General features: G+C 70.7%; 11 protein-coding genes and 3 tRNA genes. 2 read left to right on the forward strand and 12 right to left on the reverse strand.

The window, feature by feature from the left end; genetic code table 11:
• Nucleotides 1-5: 5 nt before the first annotated feature.
• From FDF13_RS00605 to FDF13_RS00645, 9 genes are all read right to left on the reverse strand, one after another.
• Nucleotides 6-1,274, reverse strand: coding sequence for an acyl-CoA dehydrogenase family protein (locus FDF13_RS00605; RefSeq protein ID WP_137318002.1), 1,269 nt, complete (start codon nucleotides 1,272-1,274; stop codon nucleotides 6-8).
• 1 nt (nucleotide 1,275) lies between these two features.
• Nucleotides 1,276-2,778, reverse strand: a complete 1,503-nt coding sequence (locus tag FDF13_RS00610; RefSeq protein WP_137318003.1) for a phosphotransferase — start codon at nucleotides 2,776-2,778, stop codon at nucleotides 1,276-1,278.
• 166 nt (nucleotides 2,779-2,944) lie between these two features.
• A tRNA-Met gene (locus tag FDF13_RS00615) sits at nucleotides 2,945-3,018 on the reverse strand.
• A gap of 26 nt (nucleotides 3,019-3,044) precedes the next feature.
• Nucleotides 3,045-3,117, reverse strand: a tRNA-Thr gene (locus FDF13_RS00620).
• Nucleotides 3,118-3,221: 104 nt separating this feature from the next.
• On the reverse strand, nucleotides 3,222-4,553 hold the full coding sequence (locus tag FDF13_RS00625; RefSeq protein WP_137318004.1) for a hypothetical protein: 1,332 nt from the start codon (nucleotides 4,551-4,553) through the stop codon (nucleotides 3,222-3,224).
• Between the two features lie 7 nt (nucleotides 4,554-4,560).
• Nucleotides 4,561-6,870 carry a hypothetical protein gene (locus tag FDF13_RS00630; protein ID WP_137318005.1) on the reverse strand — a complete coding sequence of 770 codons (2,310 nt, stop codon included), beginning with the start codon at nucleotides 6,868-6,870 and terminating at the stop codon, nucleotides 4,561-4,563.
• A 143-nt stretch (nucleotides 6,871-7,013) separates the two neighbouring features.
• Nucleotides 7,014-7,811, reverse strand: a complete 798-nt coding sequence (locus FDF13_RS00635; RefSeq protein ID WP_137318006.1) for a glycerophosphodiester phosphodiesterase family protein — start codon at nucleotides 7,809-7,811, stop codon at nucleotides 7,014-7,016.
• The gene (gene glsA / locus FDF13_RS00640; RefSeq protein ID WP_137318007.1) at nucleotides 7,808-9,601 is read right to left on the reverse strand and encodes a glutaminase A; all 1,794 of its coding nucleotides are present in this window, start codon (nucleotides 9,599-9,601) and stop codon (nucleotides 7,808-7,810) included. Before glsA ends, FDF13_RS00635 begins: the two co-directional genes overlap by 4 nt.
• Before the next feature lie 182 nt (nucleotides 9,602-9,783).
• Nucleotides 9,784-9,865, reverse strand: a tRNA-Tyr gene (locus tag FDF13_RS00645).
• A 125-nt stretch (nucleotides 9,866-9,990) separates the two neighbouring features.
• On the opposite strand from FDF13_RS00645, the gene FDF13_RS00650 reads away from it, so the two are divergent.
• Complete coding sequence (locus FDF13_RS00650) at nucleotides 9,991-10,482, forward strand: YajQ family cyclic di-GMP-binding protein (protein ID WP_137318008.1); 492 nt, start codon at nucleotides 9,991-9,993, stop codon at nucleotides 10,480-10,482.
• Between the two features lie 109 nt (nucleotides 10,483-10,591).
• Here the strand turns inward: FDF13_RS00650 and FDF13_RS00655 are convergent, their stop codons facing one another.
• The gene (locus tag FDF13_RS00655; RefSeq protein ID WP_137318009.1) at nucleotides 10,592-11,998 is read right to left on the reverse strand and encodes an FAD-dependent oxidoreductase; all 1,407 of its coding nucleotides are present in this window, start codon (nucleotides 11,996-11,998) and stop codon (nucleotides 10,592-10,594) included.
• A 123-nt stretch (nucleotides 11,999-12,121) separates the two neighbouring features.
• Between FDF13_RS00655 and rarD the strand changes: the two genes are divergently transcribed.
• Nucleotides 12,122-13,045, forward strand: a complete 924-nt coding sequence (rarD, locus tag FDF13_RS00660; protein WP_254668840.1) for an EamA family transporter RarD — start codon at nucleotides 12,122-12,124, stop codon at nucleotides 13,043-13,045.
• 210 nt (nucleotides 13,046-13,255) lie between these two features.
• On the opposite strand, the gene FDF13_RS00665 is transcribed toward rarD, so the two are convergent.
• Nucleotides 13,256-14,380 carry a polyprenyl synthetase family protein gene (locus FDF13_RS00665; RefSeq protein WP_254668841.1) on the reverse strand — a complete coding sequence of 375 codons (1,125 nt, stop codon included), beginning with the start codon at nucleotides 14,378-14,380 and terminating at the stop codon, nucleotides 13,256-13,258.
• Between the two features lie 11 nt (nucleotides 14,381-14,391).
• Nucleotides 14,392-15,699: a geranylgeranyl reductase family protein gene (locus FDF13_RS00670; protein WP_137318010.1), complete on the reverse strand. Its 1,308-nt coding sequence runs from the start codon at nucleotides 15,697-15,699 to the stop codon at nucleotides 14,392-14,394.
• Between the last annotated feature and the right edge of the window lie 19 nt (nucleotides 15,700-15,718).

The following is a 15,718-nucleotide window of genomic DNA, read 5'->3' on the forward strand; positions in this document are numbered from 1 at the left end:
CCGGCTCAGGCGTCGACGCCCTTGGGGGCACGGGTCTTCATGAACCCGAAGAGGTAGCCGGCGACCCGGCGGAGCTGGATCTCGTCGGAGCCCTCGGTGATGCGGTAGCGGCGGTGGTGGCGGTAGATATGCTCGAAGGGCTTCTTCCGCGAGTACCCCATGCCGCCGTGCACCTGGATCGCCCGGTCGGCGGCCTCGCAGCACAGCCGGTTGGCGAGGTAGTTCGCCATCGACACCCGGTCGGAGACCGAGAACGCGCCGTCGGTGTCCATGAGCCACGCGGTCTCCCGGATGAACGAGCGCAGCGAGGACGCCCGGGCGTGGAGCTCCGCGAGCGGGAACTGGATGGCCTGGTTGGACGCCAGGGGCTTGCCGAACGGCGCGCGCTCCTGCGCGTACGCCACCGACTCCTCGATGCAGTACGTCGCCGCGCCCAGGCTCGAGGCGGCCTGCCGGATCCGGTTCTCGTTGAAGAAGTGCTGCACGATCTGCAGCCCGCGACCCTCCTCGCCGAGGATGTCGGCGTCGCCCACCTCCACATCGGTGAGACGGATGTGGGCGTGGTCGGAGGGCATGTTGAAGGTCCACACGTATTCGAGCACCTCGAATCCGGGCGCGTCGGTGGGCACGAGGAACGCAGTGATGCCGCGGGCGTCGCCGGGTTCGCCGCTCGTGCGGGCGAAGATGATGTCGCGCTCGGCGGTGTGGACGCCAGTGTTCCACATCTTCTCCCCGCTGATGCGCCAGCCGTCGGCGGTGCGGGTCGCGGTGGTCTCCATGTGGGTGGCGTCGGACCCGTGGTCGGGCTCGGTGATGCCGAAGGCCAGATGGCGACTGCCGTCGGCGAGGCCGGCGTTCCACTCCGCCTGCTGCTCCGGCGAGCCGTAGGCGTGCATGAGGAGGAGCCCCACGTTGTTGCCGAAGATGCAGTGCTCGTTCTGCAGGTCGCAGTGGAGCCCGAGGCCCTTGGCGGCGAGGAAGTCGCGGAGCACCGCCATGTCGTAGTTCGTGCCGCCGGAGCCGCCGGCGTCCTTCGGCAGGTGATAGCGGTAGAAGCCGGCCTCGTCGGCCAGTCGCCGCGCGGTGCCGAGGAGGTCCTCCCAGTCGGTGCGCGGGATGCCGCCCCGGTCCCAGTCGGTGCGCGCCCATTCCCGGCGGTGGTCGAAGAACCGGATGTTGTCGTCGGTCTGCTCGAGCTGGCGCAGCGTGGTCTCGATGAAGGTGTCGAGCTCTCCCATGAGCGTCGTCAGGTGGTCGGGCAGGCGGTAGTCCATGTCAGGTCTCCTGGAGGTGAGCGGGGTTGGAAGTGCGCAGGCGCCAGCGGGTGGCGGTGTCGAGGACGGGGACGAGCGCGGCGGCCTCGGCAGGGTCGGCACCCTCCCGGATCAGCTGGGCGAGTCCGTGCTCGCCGGCGACGCCGAGACGTGCCAGGCCGGCGGAGACCTCGGCCAGCGCCGCGGGCTCGAGGCTGCGCTGCCGGCGCACGAGGTCGACGACGTTGCGTGCCACCCGGCCGCGGAACGCGGTGACGGAGCCGTCGCCTGCGACGACGTCCCGGGTGAGCCAGCGGGACAGCGCGCCGAGGAGCTCGTCGGCGGTGGGCGCGGAGAACAGGTCATCGGCGGTGAGCGCCGGGCCGCTCGGTGCGGCGTGCACCCCGTGGGCGGCGTCCGCGGTCACGGCCGGGGCCGGCCCCCCGGATCCGGTCGGGATGGACTCCGCTGCTGAGTGCGCCTCGGGTGCGGGAGCGAGGTGATCGGCGAAGAGGAGGCGGAGGAGGTCGTGCTCCTGCTCGGCACAGCGTCGGCCGATCGCGAGCAGCTCGAGCTCGTTGGGGTGCTCCTCATGGGCGCGCTGCATCTGCCGCAGCGTGCCGATCGCCCACCACAGGGTGGCGCGGGCCTGCCACCAGCGGACCGCGGCGGTGTCGGGGCGGCGACCGGATGCCTCGGCGTAGGCGTCGAGGAAGGCATCGAGGTCGCCGAGGCCGGCGACCTCTCCGGGTCCGCCGAACCGCCAGGCCCGCATGCAGAGGTAGCCGAGGTCCTCGTCCGGATCGCCGAGGTGGGCGAGCTCCCAGTCGAGGACCGCGGCGAGTCCGGACTCGTCGACCATGAGGTTCCCGAGCCGGAAGTCGCCGTGGACCAGGGATTCGCCCCCGGCCGGGGGCCGGGTCTCCGCGAGCCGGCGCAGAGAGACCTCGATGACGGGGCGGACGATGCCGATCTCCCGGTAGTCCGCGGCGAGCCGTTCGACGGGATCGCTCAGGCGGGTCAGCTCAGCCCGGGCGACTGCGGCCGGGTCGATCGCGTGGATCCGGGCTGCGGCGCGGGCGAGGTCGTCGGGCAGCGCGGTACGGGCGGCGGCGAACCGCTCGTCGCGGAGGATCCGACGGGCGATCGCCTCCCCGGTGACGTGCTCGAGGAGGAGGGCCGGCGTGCCGATGAGCTCTCCGGCGGTGTCGTCGTGGATCAGGCGCGCGCAGGGCACCTCGGCGTGGCCGGCGGCGGCGAGCACGGCCGCCTCGGAGGCGTTCGCCTCCGGCGCCTCGTTCCCGCGATGGTCCGCCCGGAGCACGCAGGTGCGGGTGCCGTCGGTGGTGCGCGCGTCGAACCGGAGGATCTCCCGGCTCGCTCCCCCGGCCAGTGTGCTCACCGCGACCTCGTGGACCGGGGTGCCGAGGATCCGGGACAAGGCGCGGGCGAGGTGCGTGCTGGCAGTCGGCCGGCTGCTGTCCGCCTGCGGCGGGTGGGCTGCGGTCGGGCCGTCGGCTCCCATCGCGTCTCCTCCTCGAGATCGATGCGCTGCGATGCACCTCCGCGTCGGGTTCAATCGACCGAGCGAACGTTCAGGATAGTGACTTTAGTCTGCCCGGACGACGGCGCGAGGTCAAGAGGGGACGACGAAGGCCCATCGGCATGATGCCGATGGGCCTTCTGTTCTGTAGCGGGAGCGGGACTCGATCCCGCGACCTCACGATTATGAGTCGTGCGCTCTAACCAGCTGAGCTACCCCGCCCCGGCACGAATCGTGATTCGTACGAGAGCCCCAAAAGGGAATCGAACCCTTGACCTTTTCCTTACCATGGAAACGCTCTGCCGACTGAGCTATTGGGGCAACGAGAAGACACTCTACACACCCGATTCCGTGAACGCAAAATCGGCTGAACCGGGGTCTCACACAGCGATCAGGAGGCCCGGATGCACCGTCTTCGCACCGGCTCAGCGCATGGCGCGGGCGCGGATGACCTCCTCGACGAGGTCGGCCTCGGTCGCACCGTAGAGGGTGCGCGCCCACACCGTGTCGCGGTCCGGGTAGGGGGCGCCGTCCACGCGCAGCCACTGGAGCGGGTGGCCGCGGCGCTGCTCGAGCGCACACCTGGCGCACATCGGCACGGTGAGTCCGCGACCGCCGCCGGCGGTGACCTTCCCCACCTTGTGCGCCTCGCCGTGGCGCGGGTTCACCGTGCACGGCCCGCGCAGCGGCCGGCCGCCGGTGAGCCGCGCCGAGCGCTGGCGCTCGACCGATTCGAGAGACCGCTCTGCGATGTCGAACAGGACGAGCGAGCCCACGAGGTCGTCCTCGGCCGCGGATTCGTCCTCGGCGATGCGCCGTGCCAGGCCGAAGGCGTCGAGCCCGCGCTGCACGGTCGCCGACTGCTCGGCGCTGAGCCCCTCCGTCTGCAGCGCTTCGAGCTTCTCCGCGATCCGCAGCGCGTCCTGGCCGAGCACGCGACGCATCCTGCTGCGGTCGGAGTCCCTGGCCGCGGCCATGACGCTGTCGGGGATCCGGTACTTGCGGGTGCGCACCGGACGCCTCCGGGCGAGGAACCAGACCCCGCCCACGAGCCCGACGAGCACCACCCCGGCGATGACGGCGGAGCGCACCGGGTGGTAGGTGATCGCCTGGCGGATCCGGTCCGACAGCGGCGGCTCGTACTCCTCGTACTGCGGGTCAGCCAGCCGATCGAGCACATCGTTGAGCCATTCGACGCTCGACACCCGAGAGTCGGGATCGTGATGCCATCGGTCGAACTGCTGCTCGACGGCCAGATGCGCGTCGAGGTCCGCGAGTTCGACGGTGTGCCGGAGGATCCCGTCGGCGGGCACGACGATGAAGGCGCCCTCGCCGCCGTGCGCCTGCGCGATGAGCATGGGAAGGTCGCGGGAATCGGCGTAATCGGTCACCCCGAGCAGAACGAGATAGGTCGGGTGCTCGGTCGCGGCGACCTTCTCCTCGAACACGTCCAGGGTGGCCTGCGGATAGCGATCCGCCGCGGCCTCGTCGACGTAGAGAGGGGATTCGTCGAGTTCCGCGGCGATCCGCACCGCGGCCTCGAGTGTCGTCTCGGTGCCCTCGAAGAGCTCTTCGACCCTCTCCGCATCGGTCGGCTCGGGGGCTCCGGAATCCTCGGCCGTGCCCTCCGCCGCTTCCGCGCTCCCCGCGGAAGCGACCACTGCGGCACGGTCCGGGGCCTCCACCGCCGCCGCGAGCACAGGGCCGCCTCCGAGCAGTGCTTCGGTCAGCACCGCGGCTGCAAGCAAGCGTCCCACCGGATCCTCACTTCCTTCTCGTGTTGTCGAGGTATGCGCGGCCGAACACCAGACCGCCGATGATGAGCAGGACGAGCGCGACGGCGCCGGAGCTGATCACCGAGGTCCGCACCCGGTCGAAGTACTCCGGGGTACCCGGGAACGGCCCCGGTTCGTATTCCTCGGCCTGATAGTCGTAGAAGTTCCGGTGCTCGGTCTCCGGGTCCCGCGTCTCCGACCACCCGATGCCGGGCAGCGCAGTGATGTACTCCTTCACCACGTCGCGCACCGGCAGGTCGGCGGTGCGTTCACGGAGCTCGGCCTCCCCGCCGTCGTAGCGCGGGATCGCCTCGTAGCGGCTGAGCTGCACGAAGCCGCTGCTCGCGATCACGAGGGTGGTGTCCTCCGGGATCCGGTCGTGCAGTGCGAGCTCGAAGCCTGTGGACCCGCCGCGGTACGCGTCGGTGCTCTCGAAGTCGATCACCACGACGGCGACCGGGTCCTCGGCTTCGGCGACGAGGCGGGCGAAGCGCTCTTCGTCCTCGGGAGCGTACCCGAGCCGCTGGGTGGGATCGATGTACACACCGTCCTCCTCGACGGCCCGGGCCGCGGCATCGACCCGTGTCGTGTCGACCTCGCCCTCGAGGGCGACGAGCGGCAGGTGGGCCGGCGAGGCGACGGAAGCGATGCCCGCACGCCGATTCTGCTCGTACAGGCACCCGAGCCCCGTGACGAGAACCGGGATGACGAGCGAGACGGCTGTGATGTGGATCCACGCAGGCAGCCAGGGACGCACCGGTGCGCTCCTCGGAGCCGTCTTGCGACCGCCTGTTCGATGACCCTTCCGGGCACGATCCTGTTCGTCGGCCGCGCTCAACGCCGCCTCGAACTCGGACGGGCTCTCGAACAATCCCGGCGAGGGCTCCCAGCCCTCGGACGCCGAGGCGAGCGCCGTGCTCAGCGGACCGAACGCGCCGAAGCCGCTGAGCGCGAACGGCGAATCCTCGTCCTGCCAGTAGGGACGGCCCTGCGCGATTCCCCTGTCCGAGAGGAAGTCGGGCGCCTCCCCGGCCGCGAGCTCCTGGGCGATGACGGTCGAGACCGGCACCTCGATGTCGCCGCCGAAGCCGTCCCAGGTCCGCCGCTCCTGGGCCTCGAGGTGCGGGAGGAAGAAACACCGCTCACGACGGCGCCCGCGCGCCTCGTCGTCGAGGACCGTCCATGCGGTCCATACGAGCGGGTTGGTCGTGTCGCCCGGTGCGGGCAGCCGGTCGACGGCCGCGCCGAGATCGCCCGGCAGCGGCTCGCGCCGGCGCAAGCTCAGGCGTGCTCCGATAGCGCGGTCACGCATCCGATTGAGGTCGCGCAGCTGCTCGACGGAGTCCGCCGCCGCGCGGGCGCGCCGCTTCTCCCGGCGCCCGAACAGCAGGGAGCCGAGGACCTCGGCGCCGGAGCGGATCATCCCGCCGAGCACGAGGTAGCCGGCACCGAGGAGTCCGCCCACCCCGATGAGCACGATGGTGTGGAAGACGGGGAACAGCGGAACCCGATCGACGGCGGCGTGCTCGGGTCGCACATCCTGGGCCGCGGAGGTCAGCCTCTCGATGTCGTTCGCAGCGGGGTCCTCTGCGTGATCGAGCCCGGTGCGGATCGCGTAGTGGATCGCCGGGCCCGGAACCTCCGCATTGAGCTCGGGGACCCTCTCCTTCGTGAGAGAGCGGGTGAGGACCCCCTCGGAGAATCCCATCGTGTAGAGCTCAGCATCCGAGTTCCACAGGACGTAGTAGGCGGTCTCGATGGCACGCGCTTCGGCGTCGGCGAGGAGGATCTCCTCGAGCATCCGTTCCGACGTGTCCCCACTGAGTTGCTCTCCGGTGCGATCGCGGGACGGGAAGCGATTCATCAGCCCGATGTACACCGAGGGGACATCTGATTCGAGCTCGGCGAGCGCATCGTCGACGATCCCGCGCTGCCTCTCGTCCCAGAACGCAGCGGTGGCGCTGTCGGTGAAAACTTCGCCGTCGTCCCAGGCCTCCCCCATGCGCTCGACGTAGCCGTCGATGTACCACTGCCGGGCGGACTCAGCGAGCTCGGTCTCATCCGAGGCGCCGGCGGCCTGTTCGTCGGGTCCCTCGTCCGGGGCGGGTGTCCGGCTCGGGGCGGGCGCCTCGGCGGTGGGGGCCGGGGCTGCGACGGTCGGCGTCACGGGCACGGCGGAGATGACGGATCCGGCCCCGAGGACGGCGCACGCAGCCGTCACGAGGAGCCTCCGGAGCACCGGGGCACGGCGCGCGCCGCGGTGGGCGGGCTCCACGGAGGACAGCGGTCGGATGAGCATACTGAGCACTCTATGACGCGGGGCGGTCCATGGCCGGGCCGGGGTGTTCCGGTTCCGGCACAGCTGCGGCGAGAGCGTCACCGGGTCGGTGCGCCGACGTCACCGGTCCCGACCGCCGACGGTTCCGCGCGCTCGCCCCGCTGTCACACCGCGTCGTACTTGGCGGCGAGGTAGCCCTGGAGTCGTCCCGGGTGGTTGGTGATGATCGCGGAGATCCCCGAGCCCAGCAGCCGCTCCCACACCGCAGGCGCGTCGACGGTCCACACGAACATCCCGAAGCCGAGCTCCATGAACTCCTCGGCGAGCTGACGGCGGGCGAAGAAGCCGCGCTCGGAGGGGTTGTAGCCGATGACCTCGAGGGCGTGCGCGAGCTCGACGTCGCCGTCGCGCGGCATGAGGCGCAGCAGGCAGCGCGGGACCATGGGGATGAGGTCACGGGCGGCCTCGAGGGTGCGCACGGAGAAGCTCTGGATGATGATCCGGTCGGCCATCCCGGTCTCGATGATGTCCGCGGCGACCTGGGACACCGCCCCCGGGGACCAGTCGTCCTTGAATTCGAGGAGGAGCCTGCCGCCGTGCTCGGCGAGGTCGGCGAGCAGGGTCCGCAGCTTCGGCACCCGCTGGCCGGCGAAACCGGGCCCCAGCCAGGACCCGGCATCGGCGAGCGAAATCCGCTCGTCGCTCATCTGCGCGATCGTGCCGGTGGCGGTCGTCGTGCGGTTGAGGGTCGAGTCGTGGAGCACCATCGGGGTGCCGTCCCCGCTGATCCCGAGGTCGACCTCGATGAAGTCGCAGCCGATCGCCCGAGCCGCGTCGACCGCGGCCAGGGTGTTCTCCGGCGCGGCACCCGAGTAGCCGCGGTGGGCGATGACCCAGGGCCGGTCGTCCCGGCCCGGTGCCGCGGCCACCCGCTGTGCGCGGAGGTACTCGGCGAATCTCAACTGTGGCCCCGGAGCACCTGGCCGAGCCGCGCGTAGCCCTCCACCGCGATGGCCCGCCACAGGTGCGAGGCCGTGATCGGGTCGGTCTCCATCATCTTCTCGATCGCGTCCTTGGGCAGGAGCTTGATCTCCGTGTCGGTCACGGCCTTGACGGTGAAGGGCTGCTTGAAGTGGTCGTTGAGGGAGAGCTCCCCGAACGACATGCCCGCGGTGAGGATCGACACGACCTCCCGGCCGCGGTCGGCCGGGGAGAGGGTGTGGACCGTGCCCGAGGTGATGAAGCGGATCCCGTCGAACTTCTGCCCGATCCGGCGGATGACGTCGCCGGCGGCGTACTCCTCGTCGACGAGGTGCTCGGCGATCTTCTCCCGGAACTCGGGGTCGATCGAGCCGATGAGGGTGGGGCGGTCGGCCTCCTCGTCGGGGAAGCAGTCCGCGTCGCCGTACTCCTCGAGGATCCGGTTCTCCGCCCAGGTCAGCGCCTCGTTGCGGGAGCCGAAGATCTCGACGTCCATCTCCACCGGGACCATGAGCTCGCTGAGCCGGTCGTCGGGGTCGACGAGGCCGAGGGCGACCCCGACCTCGTCGAGCGCGCGCGCCATGCGCGACAGCTGGCGCACGGACACCTCGGCGATGTCGTCGGCGCGGCTGAGGTCGAGGACGATGCACTCGGTGTCGTCGCCGAACTTCGCGACCTCGCGGGAGAGCACCTCCGCACCGGAGAACAGCAGGTCACCCATGACCTCGACGACGTGCGCCTGGTGGCCGTGCTCGGCGAGCACCTTCTCAGCGGCCTCGGGGCGACGGGTGGTCGACGGGGTCTTGTCGATCGTCTCGTTCGAGCGGATGGTCGACAGCCCGGCCTTCAAGGTGCGGACGAAGTGGAGCTCGAGGTCGCTCGAGATCTGCCGGTGCGCGGCGAGCCCGCGCACGCTCGAGCCGTGCTCGTCGAGCGGCGGGGAGAAGGAGGCGAGGCCCAGCTGGCCGGGCAGCACGGAGATGATGCCGCCGCCCACGCCGCTCTTGGCGGGCAGGCCGACGCTCGCCACCCAGTCCCCGGAGTCGTCGTACATGCCGCAGGTGAGCATGACGGAGAGCACCCGCTGCACGACACGGGTGTCGAACACCCGCTCCTGCGTCACCGGGTTGACGCCGCGATTGGCCAGCGTGGCGGCCATGACGGAGAGGTCCCGGGCGGTGACGGCGATCGCGCACTGCTTGGTGTAGTCGTCGTGCGCGGGGTTGGGATCGCCCTCGAGGATGCCCCAGGAGGAGAGGAACCAGGTGAGGCCGCGGTTGTGGGCGCTGCCCTGGCTGTCCTGCGAGTGGACGTCCTCGTCCATCTCGAGCTCGCGGCCGGCGCACGCGGACATCACGGTGAGGATCTTGTCGAACACGGTCCTGCCGCGCTCGGGGAGGATCTGCCCGGTCGCGGCGATCGCGCCGATGTTGATGAGCGCGTTCTTCGGCCGGCCGCTGCCGGACTCCGAGGACAGGTCCGCGAAGGACGAGCCGGAGGGCTCGACGTCGATCTTCGAGTCCATGTAGGCGAAGCCCCGGTCCTGCAGCGCGATCGCGTAGCAGAAGACCTTCGAGATCGACTGGATCGCGAAGGGCACCTCGGCATCGCCGGCCGTGTAGGTGAAGCCGTCGGACGTCGTCATCGCCAGCCCGCACAGGTTGGGGTCCTGGGAGGCGAGCACGGTGTTCGACGATTTCGTGGACCCGCCGCGGATGTCGAGGAGGCTCTCGTGGACGGTGTCGAGGTATCTCTGGATGGGTGCGTGCATACGGCCACACTATCGGAATCGCGCGCGGGCGCGAGTCGGCGTCCGGCCGGGCGCGGACCGCACGCGAGCGGGGCGCTGCGGGCGTGGCCGTGCGGGCGGGTGAGGGGGCCGGGCCGCCCCTCGGCGGCGGACGACGACGGCCCCGGTCCGGTGTCTCCACCGGGCCGGGGCCGTCCGAGCTGTGGCAGGTATAGGATTCGAACCTATGAAGGCGAAGCCGTCTGATTTACAGTCAGATCCCTTTGGCCGCTCGGGCAACCTGCCAATGCTGCGCGCCCGCCGATTCTTCGCCGAGCACCTATGGAAGAATACTAGGCCCTCCCGGAAAACGCCAAACCGCGCCCACTAGACTGGCCGTCGACCGACATCCCCCATCGCGAGGAGCAGCAATGGCCAGTGATTCATCGTTCGACATCGTGTCCAAGGTGGACCGGCAGGAGGCCGACAACGCGCTCAACCAGGCGGCCAAGGAGATCGGTTCCCGCTACGACTTCAAGGGCACCGAGGCCTCGATCGAGTGGTCCGGCGAGAAGGTCCTCATGAAGGCGGTGAGCGAGGACCGCGTCAAGGCCGTCCTCGACGTCTTCCAGTCGAAGCTCGTCAAGCGCGGCATCTCGCTCAAGTCGCTCGACACCGGCGAGCCGTTCCCCTCCGGCAAGGAGTTCCGGATCGAGGGGAGCCTCAAGGAGGGCATCGACCAGGAGAACGCGAAGAAGATCTCCAAGACGATCCGCGACGAGGGGCCCAAGGGCGTCAAGGCCCAGATCCAGGGCGACGAGCTGCGCGTGAGCTCGAAGAAGCGCGACGACCTCCAGGCCGTCATCGCCCTCCTCAAGGGCAAGGACCTCGACGTCGATCTCCAGTTCGCCAACTACCGCTGAGCCGGACCGCCGCCGAGGCGCGGGCTCGGACCCGACAGGGCCGGGACGAGGAATCCTCGTCCCGGCCCTGTCATGTTCCGGTGCGGTGCCGTGCGGTGCTGAGTCCGACTCAGCCGACGGTCTCGTCGGCGGCGACGACGGCCCGGCGCGCCTCGGCGAGCATCGCCTCGCGCGTGGCGATCTTGATGCGCTCGCGCCCGTGGGGCTCGCCGAGCGCCTTCTCCGCCGCCTCGAGGAGGTGGTAGCCCTCCCAGTCGACGAAGTCGACAGACTTCGAGCGGAGCAGCTCGATGATCGCGTCCTCGGTGGGCGCCTCGGGCTCGGGCAGGCCGCCGGCGGCGCGGTCGGCGATGAGGTGGGTGATCGTCTCGAGCGCGTCGCCCTTGGTGTGGCCGATGAGGCCGACGGGCCCGCGCTTGATCCACCCGGTGGCGTACACGCCGGGCAGCACGGGGGCCTCGGCGGCGTCGGCCTGGCGCAGGGTGTCCGCGACCCGTCCCTCGTGGTTGGGGATGACGCCGCGCCGGTCGTCGAACGGCAGCTGGGGCAGGGCGGTGCCGAAGTAGCCGACCGCCCGGTAGACGGCGTCCATCGGCCAGTCGGTGAACTCGCCGGTGCCGGTCACGCCGCCGCTGCCGTCGAGCTCCTGGCGCTCGGTGCGCAGGCCGGTCACGCCCGTGTCGCCGAGCACCGCGACGGGCGCGTGGAGGAAGTGCAGGTGGAGACGGCGCGGGGCGCCGGTGGGTTCGCGCAGGGTGAAGTCGGTGAGCGTCTTCGTCACCTGCTTGACCTGATTGTTCGAATGGATCGTCGCCATCGAGGCCTCGTCGAACTCGAAGTCCTCCGGGTACACGATGATGTCGACGTCCTTGACGTGACCGAGCTCGCGGAGCTCGAGCGGCGTGAACTTCGCCTGCGCGGGACCGCGCCGGCCGAACACGTGGACATCGGTGACCCGCGACTGCTTGAGACCTTCGTACACGTGGTCCGGGATCTCGGTGCTGAGCATGTCGTCGGCCTGCTTGGCGAGCACGCGCGCGACGTCGAGGGCGACGTTGCCGTTGCCGATCACCGCGACGCGCTCGGCGTCCAGCGGCCAGGTCTGCGGCACGTCGGGGTGCGCGTCGTACCAGTTGACGAAGTCCGCCGCCCCGTAGGACCGGTCGAGGTCGACGCCCGGGATGTCGAGCTTGGCGTCGATGAAGCACCCGGTCGAGAAGATCACCGCGTCGTAGTGGCGCTGGAGCTCCTCGCGCGTGATGTCCGTGCCGTACTCGACGTTCGCGAACAGCCGGATGTCGCCGCGGTCGAGGACCTTGATGAGTGCGTTGATGATGCCTTTGATGCGCGGGTGGTCGGGTGCCACGCCGTAACGCACGAGTCCGAAGGGGGCCGGGAGCCGTTCGAAGAGATCGATGCTGACGTCGAAGTCCCGTTCGGCCTTGGTGAGGAGGTCGGCCGCGTAGATCCCTGCTGGACCTGCGCCGATGATGGCCACCCGGAGGGGACGTGTCATTCTCACAACCTTTCGTTTCGGTCAGCCACCCAGTCTAGTGAGGGCGCGGAATCGGGGCGAACCGAAGTGTCCGAAATCACCGAAGTCACAGCACACTGTGCAGATAGTCACTAGACTGCCGATGTGAATGACCCAGAGATCCCGGACGACGAGTCCGCACGGCGCAGAGCGGGCCTCATCCTCGGACTCTCGGGGTACCTGTTCTGGGGCGGGATGCCGCTGATCTTCGCCGCCGCCCAGCCGGCCGGCCCGGTCGAGATCCTCGCCCACCGGATCGTGTGGTCGCTCGTCACCTGCGTCCTCCTCCTCACCGCCGCCCGCGGCTACGGCCGGGTCCTCACGGCGTTCCGGAACCGCGGTGTGTTCTGGACGCTGGCGCTGGCGAGCTTCGTCGTCGCGATCAACTGGTTCGGGTTCCTGCTCGGCGTGCAGCTCGAACGCGTCATCGAGATCTCGCTCGGCTACTTCTTCAATCCGCTCGTCACCGTGTTCCTCGGTGTGGTGTTCCTCGGCGAGAAGCTCCGACCTCTCCAGTGGGTCGCGATGGCCGTGGGCACGATCGCCGTCGTCGTCATCGCGGTGGGCTACGGCCAGGTGCCGTGGCTGGCGCTGCTTGTGTCGTTCTCCTTCGGCCTCTACGGACTCATCAAGAACAAGGTCGGCGGGCGGGTCGGCGCGCTCGAGGGGCTCACCGTCGAGTCCACCGTGCTCACCCCGTTCGCGCTCGCCGCCATCGCCTGGTTCGTGCTCAGCGGGAACTCGCACTTCGGCACCGAGGGGGTGGGCCACACGCTCATCATGCTCTCGCTCGGGCCGGTGACCGCGATCCCGCTCATCCTGTTCGGGGCGGCGACCCGCCGGGTGCCGCTGTCCTGGGTGGGGATGATGCAGTACATCACCCCGACGATGCAGTTCATCCTCGGCGTCACCGTGCTCGGGGAGGAGATGTCGACCGCCCGCTGGATCGGCTTCTTCATCATCTGGTCCGCGGTCGCGATCCTCACCGTGGACATGGTCCGCGCCTCCCGCCGCCGCCCCCGCCGCTGAAGCGCGGGGCCAGCCGAGGCGCGGAGCCGGCTGAGGCGCGGAGCTGGGATCAGGCGCGACGGTAGGGGCCTCGGGCGTTCCGGGGACACTCCAGTGTGGTCGCGGGCGTTCCGCGGTCACCTCAGTGCGGATACCCGAGGGTAACCGCACTGGATCGACCTGGGAAAGCAGAGCCGAGTGAAGCGCAGGGCCGGGTGCACCCCTGCAGGATCAGGCGGCGCGGGTGACGGCGGAGCGGGCGAACTCGACGAGCCCGTCCTTGACCTCGCCGTCGGGCACCGGGGCGAGCGCGGCCACGGCATCCTCGGCCCACGCCTCGGCGGCGCGCCGGGCCCGGGCAGTGGCAGGGTGCGCGACGAGGGCCTGCCGGGCGCGCTCGAGCGCGGCGTCCGAGCCCAGGTCCTCCTCGAGCAGCGCGACGACCTCACGGGCGGCGGCGTCACCGGCCCGGGCGTCCTGCCGGACGTAGAGGACGGGCAGGGTCGCCACGCCCTCGCGCAGGTCGGTGCCCGGAGTCTTGCCGGACTTCGCACCGTCGGACACGAGGTCGATGAGGTCGTCGGCGAGCTGGAACGCCACCCCGACCTTCTCCCCGTACTCCCGCAGCGGGGCGATGAGCTCGCCCGGGGCGTCGGAGTAGCGCAGCCCGAACTCGCCGGCGGCCGCGATGAGGGACCCGGTCTTGTCGCCGAGCACCTCGAGGTAGTGGTCGATCGGGTCGATGCCGTCGGCGGGCCCGGTGAACTCGTGGAGCTGGCCGAGCACGAGGCGCTCGAAGGTCTCCGCCTGCAGCCGCACCGCGGCCGTCCCCATCTGCGAGGTCAGCAGGGAGGCACGGGCGAACAGCAGGTCGCCGGTGAGGATCGCGACGCTGTTGCCCCACACCGTGTGGGCGGCGGGCGCCCCGCGGCGCATCGGCGCATCGTCCATGACGTCGTCGTGGTAGAGGGTGGCGAGATGGATGAGCTCGACGGCGGCCGCGGCCCGGTCGACGTCGACCCGGTCGGACTCCCCGAACTCCGCGGCGAGCAGCACGAGCAGCGGGCGCACCCGCTTGCCGCCGGCGCGCAGCAGGTGGTGGCAGGCCTCGTCGGGCAGCGCGCTCGCCTGCTCGACGACCGCGTTGAGGAGCGATTCGATCCGCACCAGTCGGTCCGCCAGCCGCTCCGCGAGCGCGGAGTCGGCCTGCACGAACGCCGCCGGGGTCAGCGGCCGCGCCTCGCGCGTGCCGTGCTCCACCGGGGTGGGCGAGGTCTCGGCGGCGTTCGTCATGTCCTCTTCAATCGTCCTCAGGGGCTCGGGCGCCGCGCGCTGTGGGGCGCGGCGCTCAGTCATCGCTTCGCTGCTCAGTCATTGCTGGTCGCGGGGACCACGGTCGTCAGAGCGGTGATGAGGCGATCGTACAGATCGCGCTCGCGCACCGCCGAGTCCTGATACAGATTGGCCAAGAGCTTGACGACGAAACGCATCAGGGTGTCGACACTCATACCGTACTTGATCCCCAGCGCCATGATCTCGGGCCTGCCGATGAGCGCGGCGAACACCCGGCCGAGCGTGAAATAGCTCCCGAGGTGTCCGCGCACGAGCGCCGGGTACTCCGCGAGCTTCTCCCGCCGGATCCGCTCCGGGTACCGGGCGTAGGTGGCGACGACCTCGGCGGCGAGCCGGGAGCTGAGCATCGCGTAGTCGATGCCCTCCCCGTTGAACGGGTTGACCATCCCGGCGGCGTCCCCGACGAGCAGCACGCCCTGCTTGAGGTGCGGGGTGCGGTTGAAGGCCATCGGCAGGGCGGCGCTGCGCACGGGCTCGAGCCGCGTCTCCTCCCCGATCGACCACTCCTCGCCCATCGCGGCGATCCAGTCGCGGAGCACCGCCCGGTAGTCGACCTTCCCGAACTGGGGCGAGGTGTCGAGGATGCCGAGGCCCACGTTGACGGTGCCGTCGCCCATGGGGAACAGCCAGCCGTAGCCGGGCATCGGCTCGCCGAGCGCACCGGCATCGGTGCGGGCGCGCAGCTCGAGCCAGCTCTCGAGGTAGGCCTCGGAGTGCCGCGGGGAGGAGTGGTAGGTGCGCACGGCCACGCCGATCGGCCGGTCGTCGCGCTTCTCGATGCCGAGCGCGATCGCCATCCGCGCGGACACCCCGTCGGCGGCGATCACGGTGGGCGCCCGGAACAGCGCCTCGGGCCCGACCTTGCGACCGCGGTGGTCAGTCCCGGTCGCCTTGATCCCGCGCACCCAGCCGTCGGCGCCGAACACCGGCTCCGAGGCGTGGACCTGCTCGAACAGACGCGCGCCGCAGGCCTGGGCGTGGCGGGCGAGCTCCTCGTCGAGGCGCGAGCGGGCGCGGGTGAGCCCGTAGGACGGGACTCCCTGGACCTCGGGCCAGTCGATCTCGAGCCGGTGGCCGCCGCCGATCAGCCGCAGCCCCCGGTTGCGGTGCCAGCCGGACGCCTCCGGGGTCGCGAATCCCAGGTGATCGAGCTCCTGGACGGCGCGCGGGGTCAGGGCGTCGCCGCACACCTTGTCGCGCGGGAAGGACGACTTCTCGAGGACGACGACCTCGAGCCCGGCGCGGGCGAGGTGCGCCGCGGCCGTCGAGCCAGCCGGTCCGGCGCCGACGACGATGACGTCGGCGTCGATGGTGGTGGTCATGCACCCGGCTCCGGGCGGG

This window comes from Brevibacterium sp. CS2 (genome assembly GCF_005280295.1).
In the GTDB taxonomy this organism is placed as follows: domain Bacteria; phylum Actinomycetota; class Actinomycetes; order Actinomycetales; family Brevibacteriaceae; genus Brevibacterium; species Brevibacterium pityocampae.

Bases quoted from the DNA above. Each gene is read 5' to 3' on its own strand.
- FDF13_RS00670 (WP_137318010.1), bottom strand. From the start codon at position 15,699: ATGACCACCACCATCGACGCCGACGTCATCGTCGTCGGCGCCGGACCG.
- FDF13_RS00650 (WP_137318008.1), top strand. From the start codon at position 9,991: ATGGCCAGTGATTCATCGTTCGACATCGTGTCCAAGGTGGACCGGCAG.
- glsA (WP_137318007.1), bottom strand. From the start codon at position 9,601: ATGCACGCACCCATCCAGAGATACCTCGACACCGTCCACGAGAGCCTC.
- FDF13_RS00630 (WP_137318005.1), bottom strand. From the start codon at position 6,870: ATGCTCATCCGACCGCTGTCCTCCGTGGAGCCCGCCCACCGCGGCGCG.
- FDF13_RS00655 (WP_137318009.1), bottom strand. From the start codon at position 11,998: ATGACACGTCCCCTCCGGGTGGCCATCATCGGCGCAGGTCCAGCAGGG.
- FDF13_RS00605 (WP_137318002.1), bottom strand. From the start codon at position 1,274: ATGGACTACCGCCTGCCCGACCACCTGACGACGCTCATGGGAGAGCTC.
- FDF13_RS00665 (WP_254668841.1), bottom strand. From the start codon at position 14,380: ATGACTGAGCGCCGCGCCCCACAGCGCGCGGCGCCCGAGCCCCTGAGG.
- FDF13_RS00610 (WP_137318003.1), bottom strand. From the start codon at position 2,778: ATGGGAGCCGACGGCCCGACCGCAGCCCACCCGCCGCAGGCGGACAGC.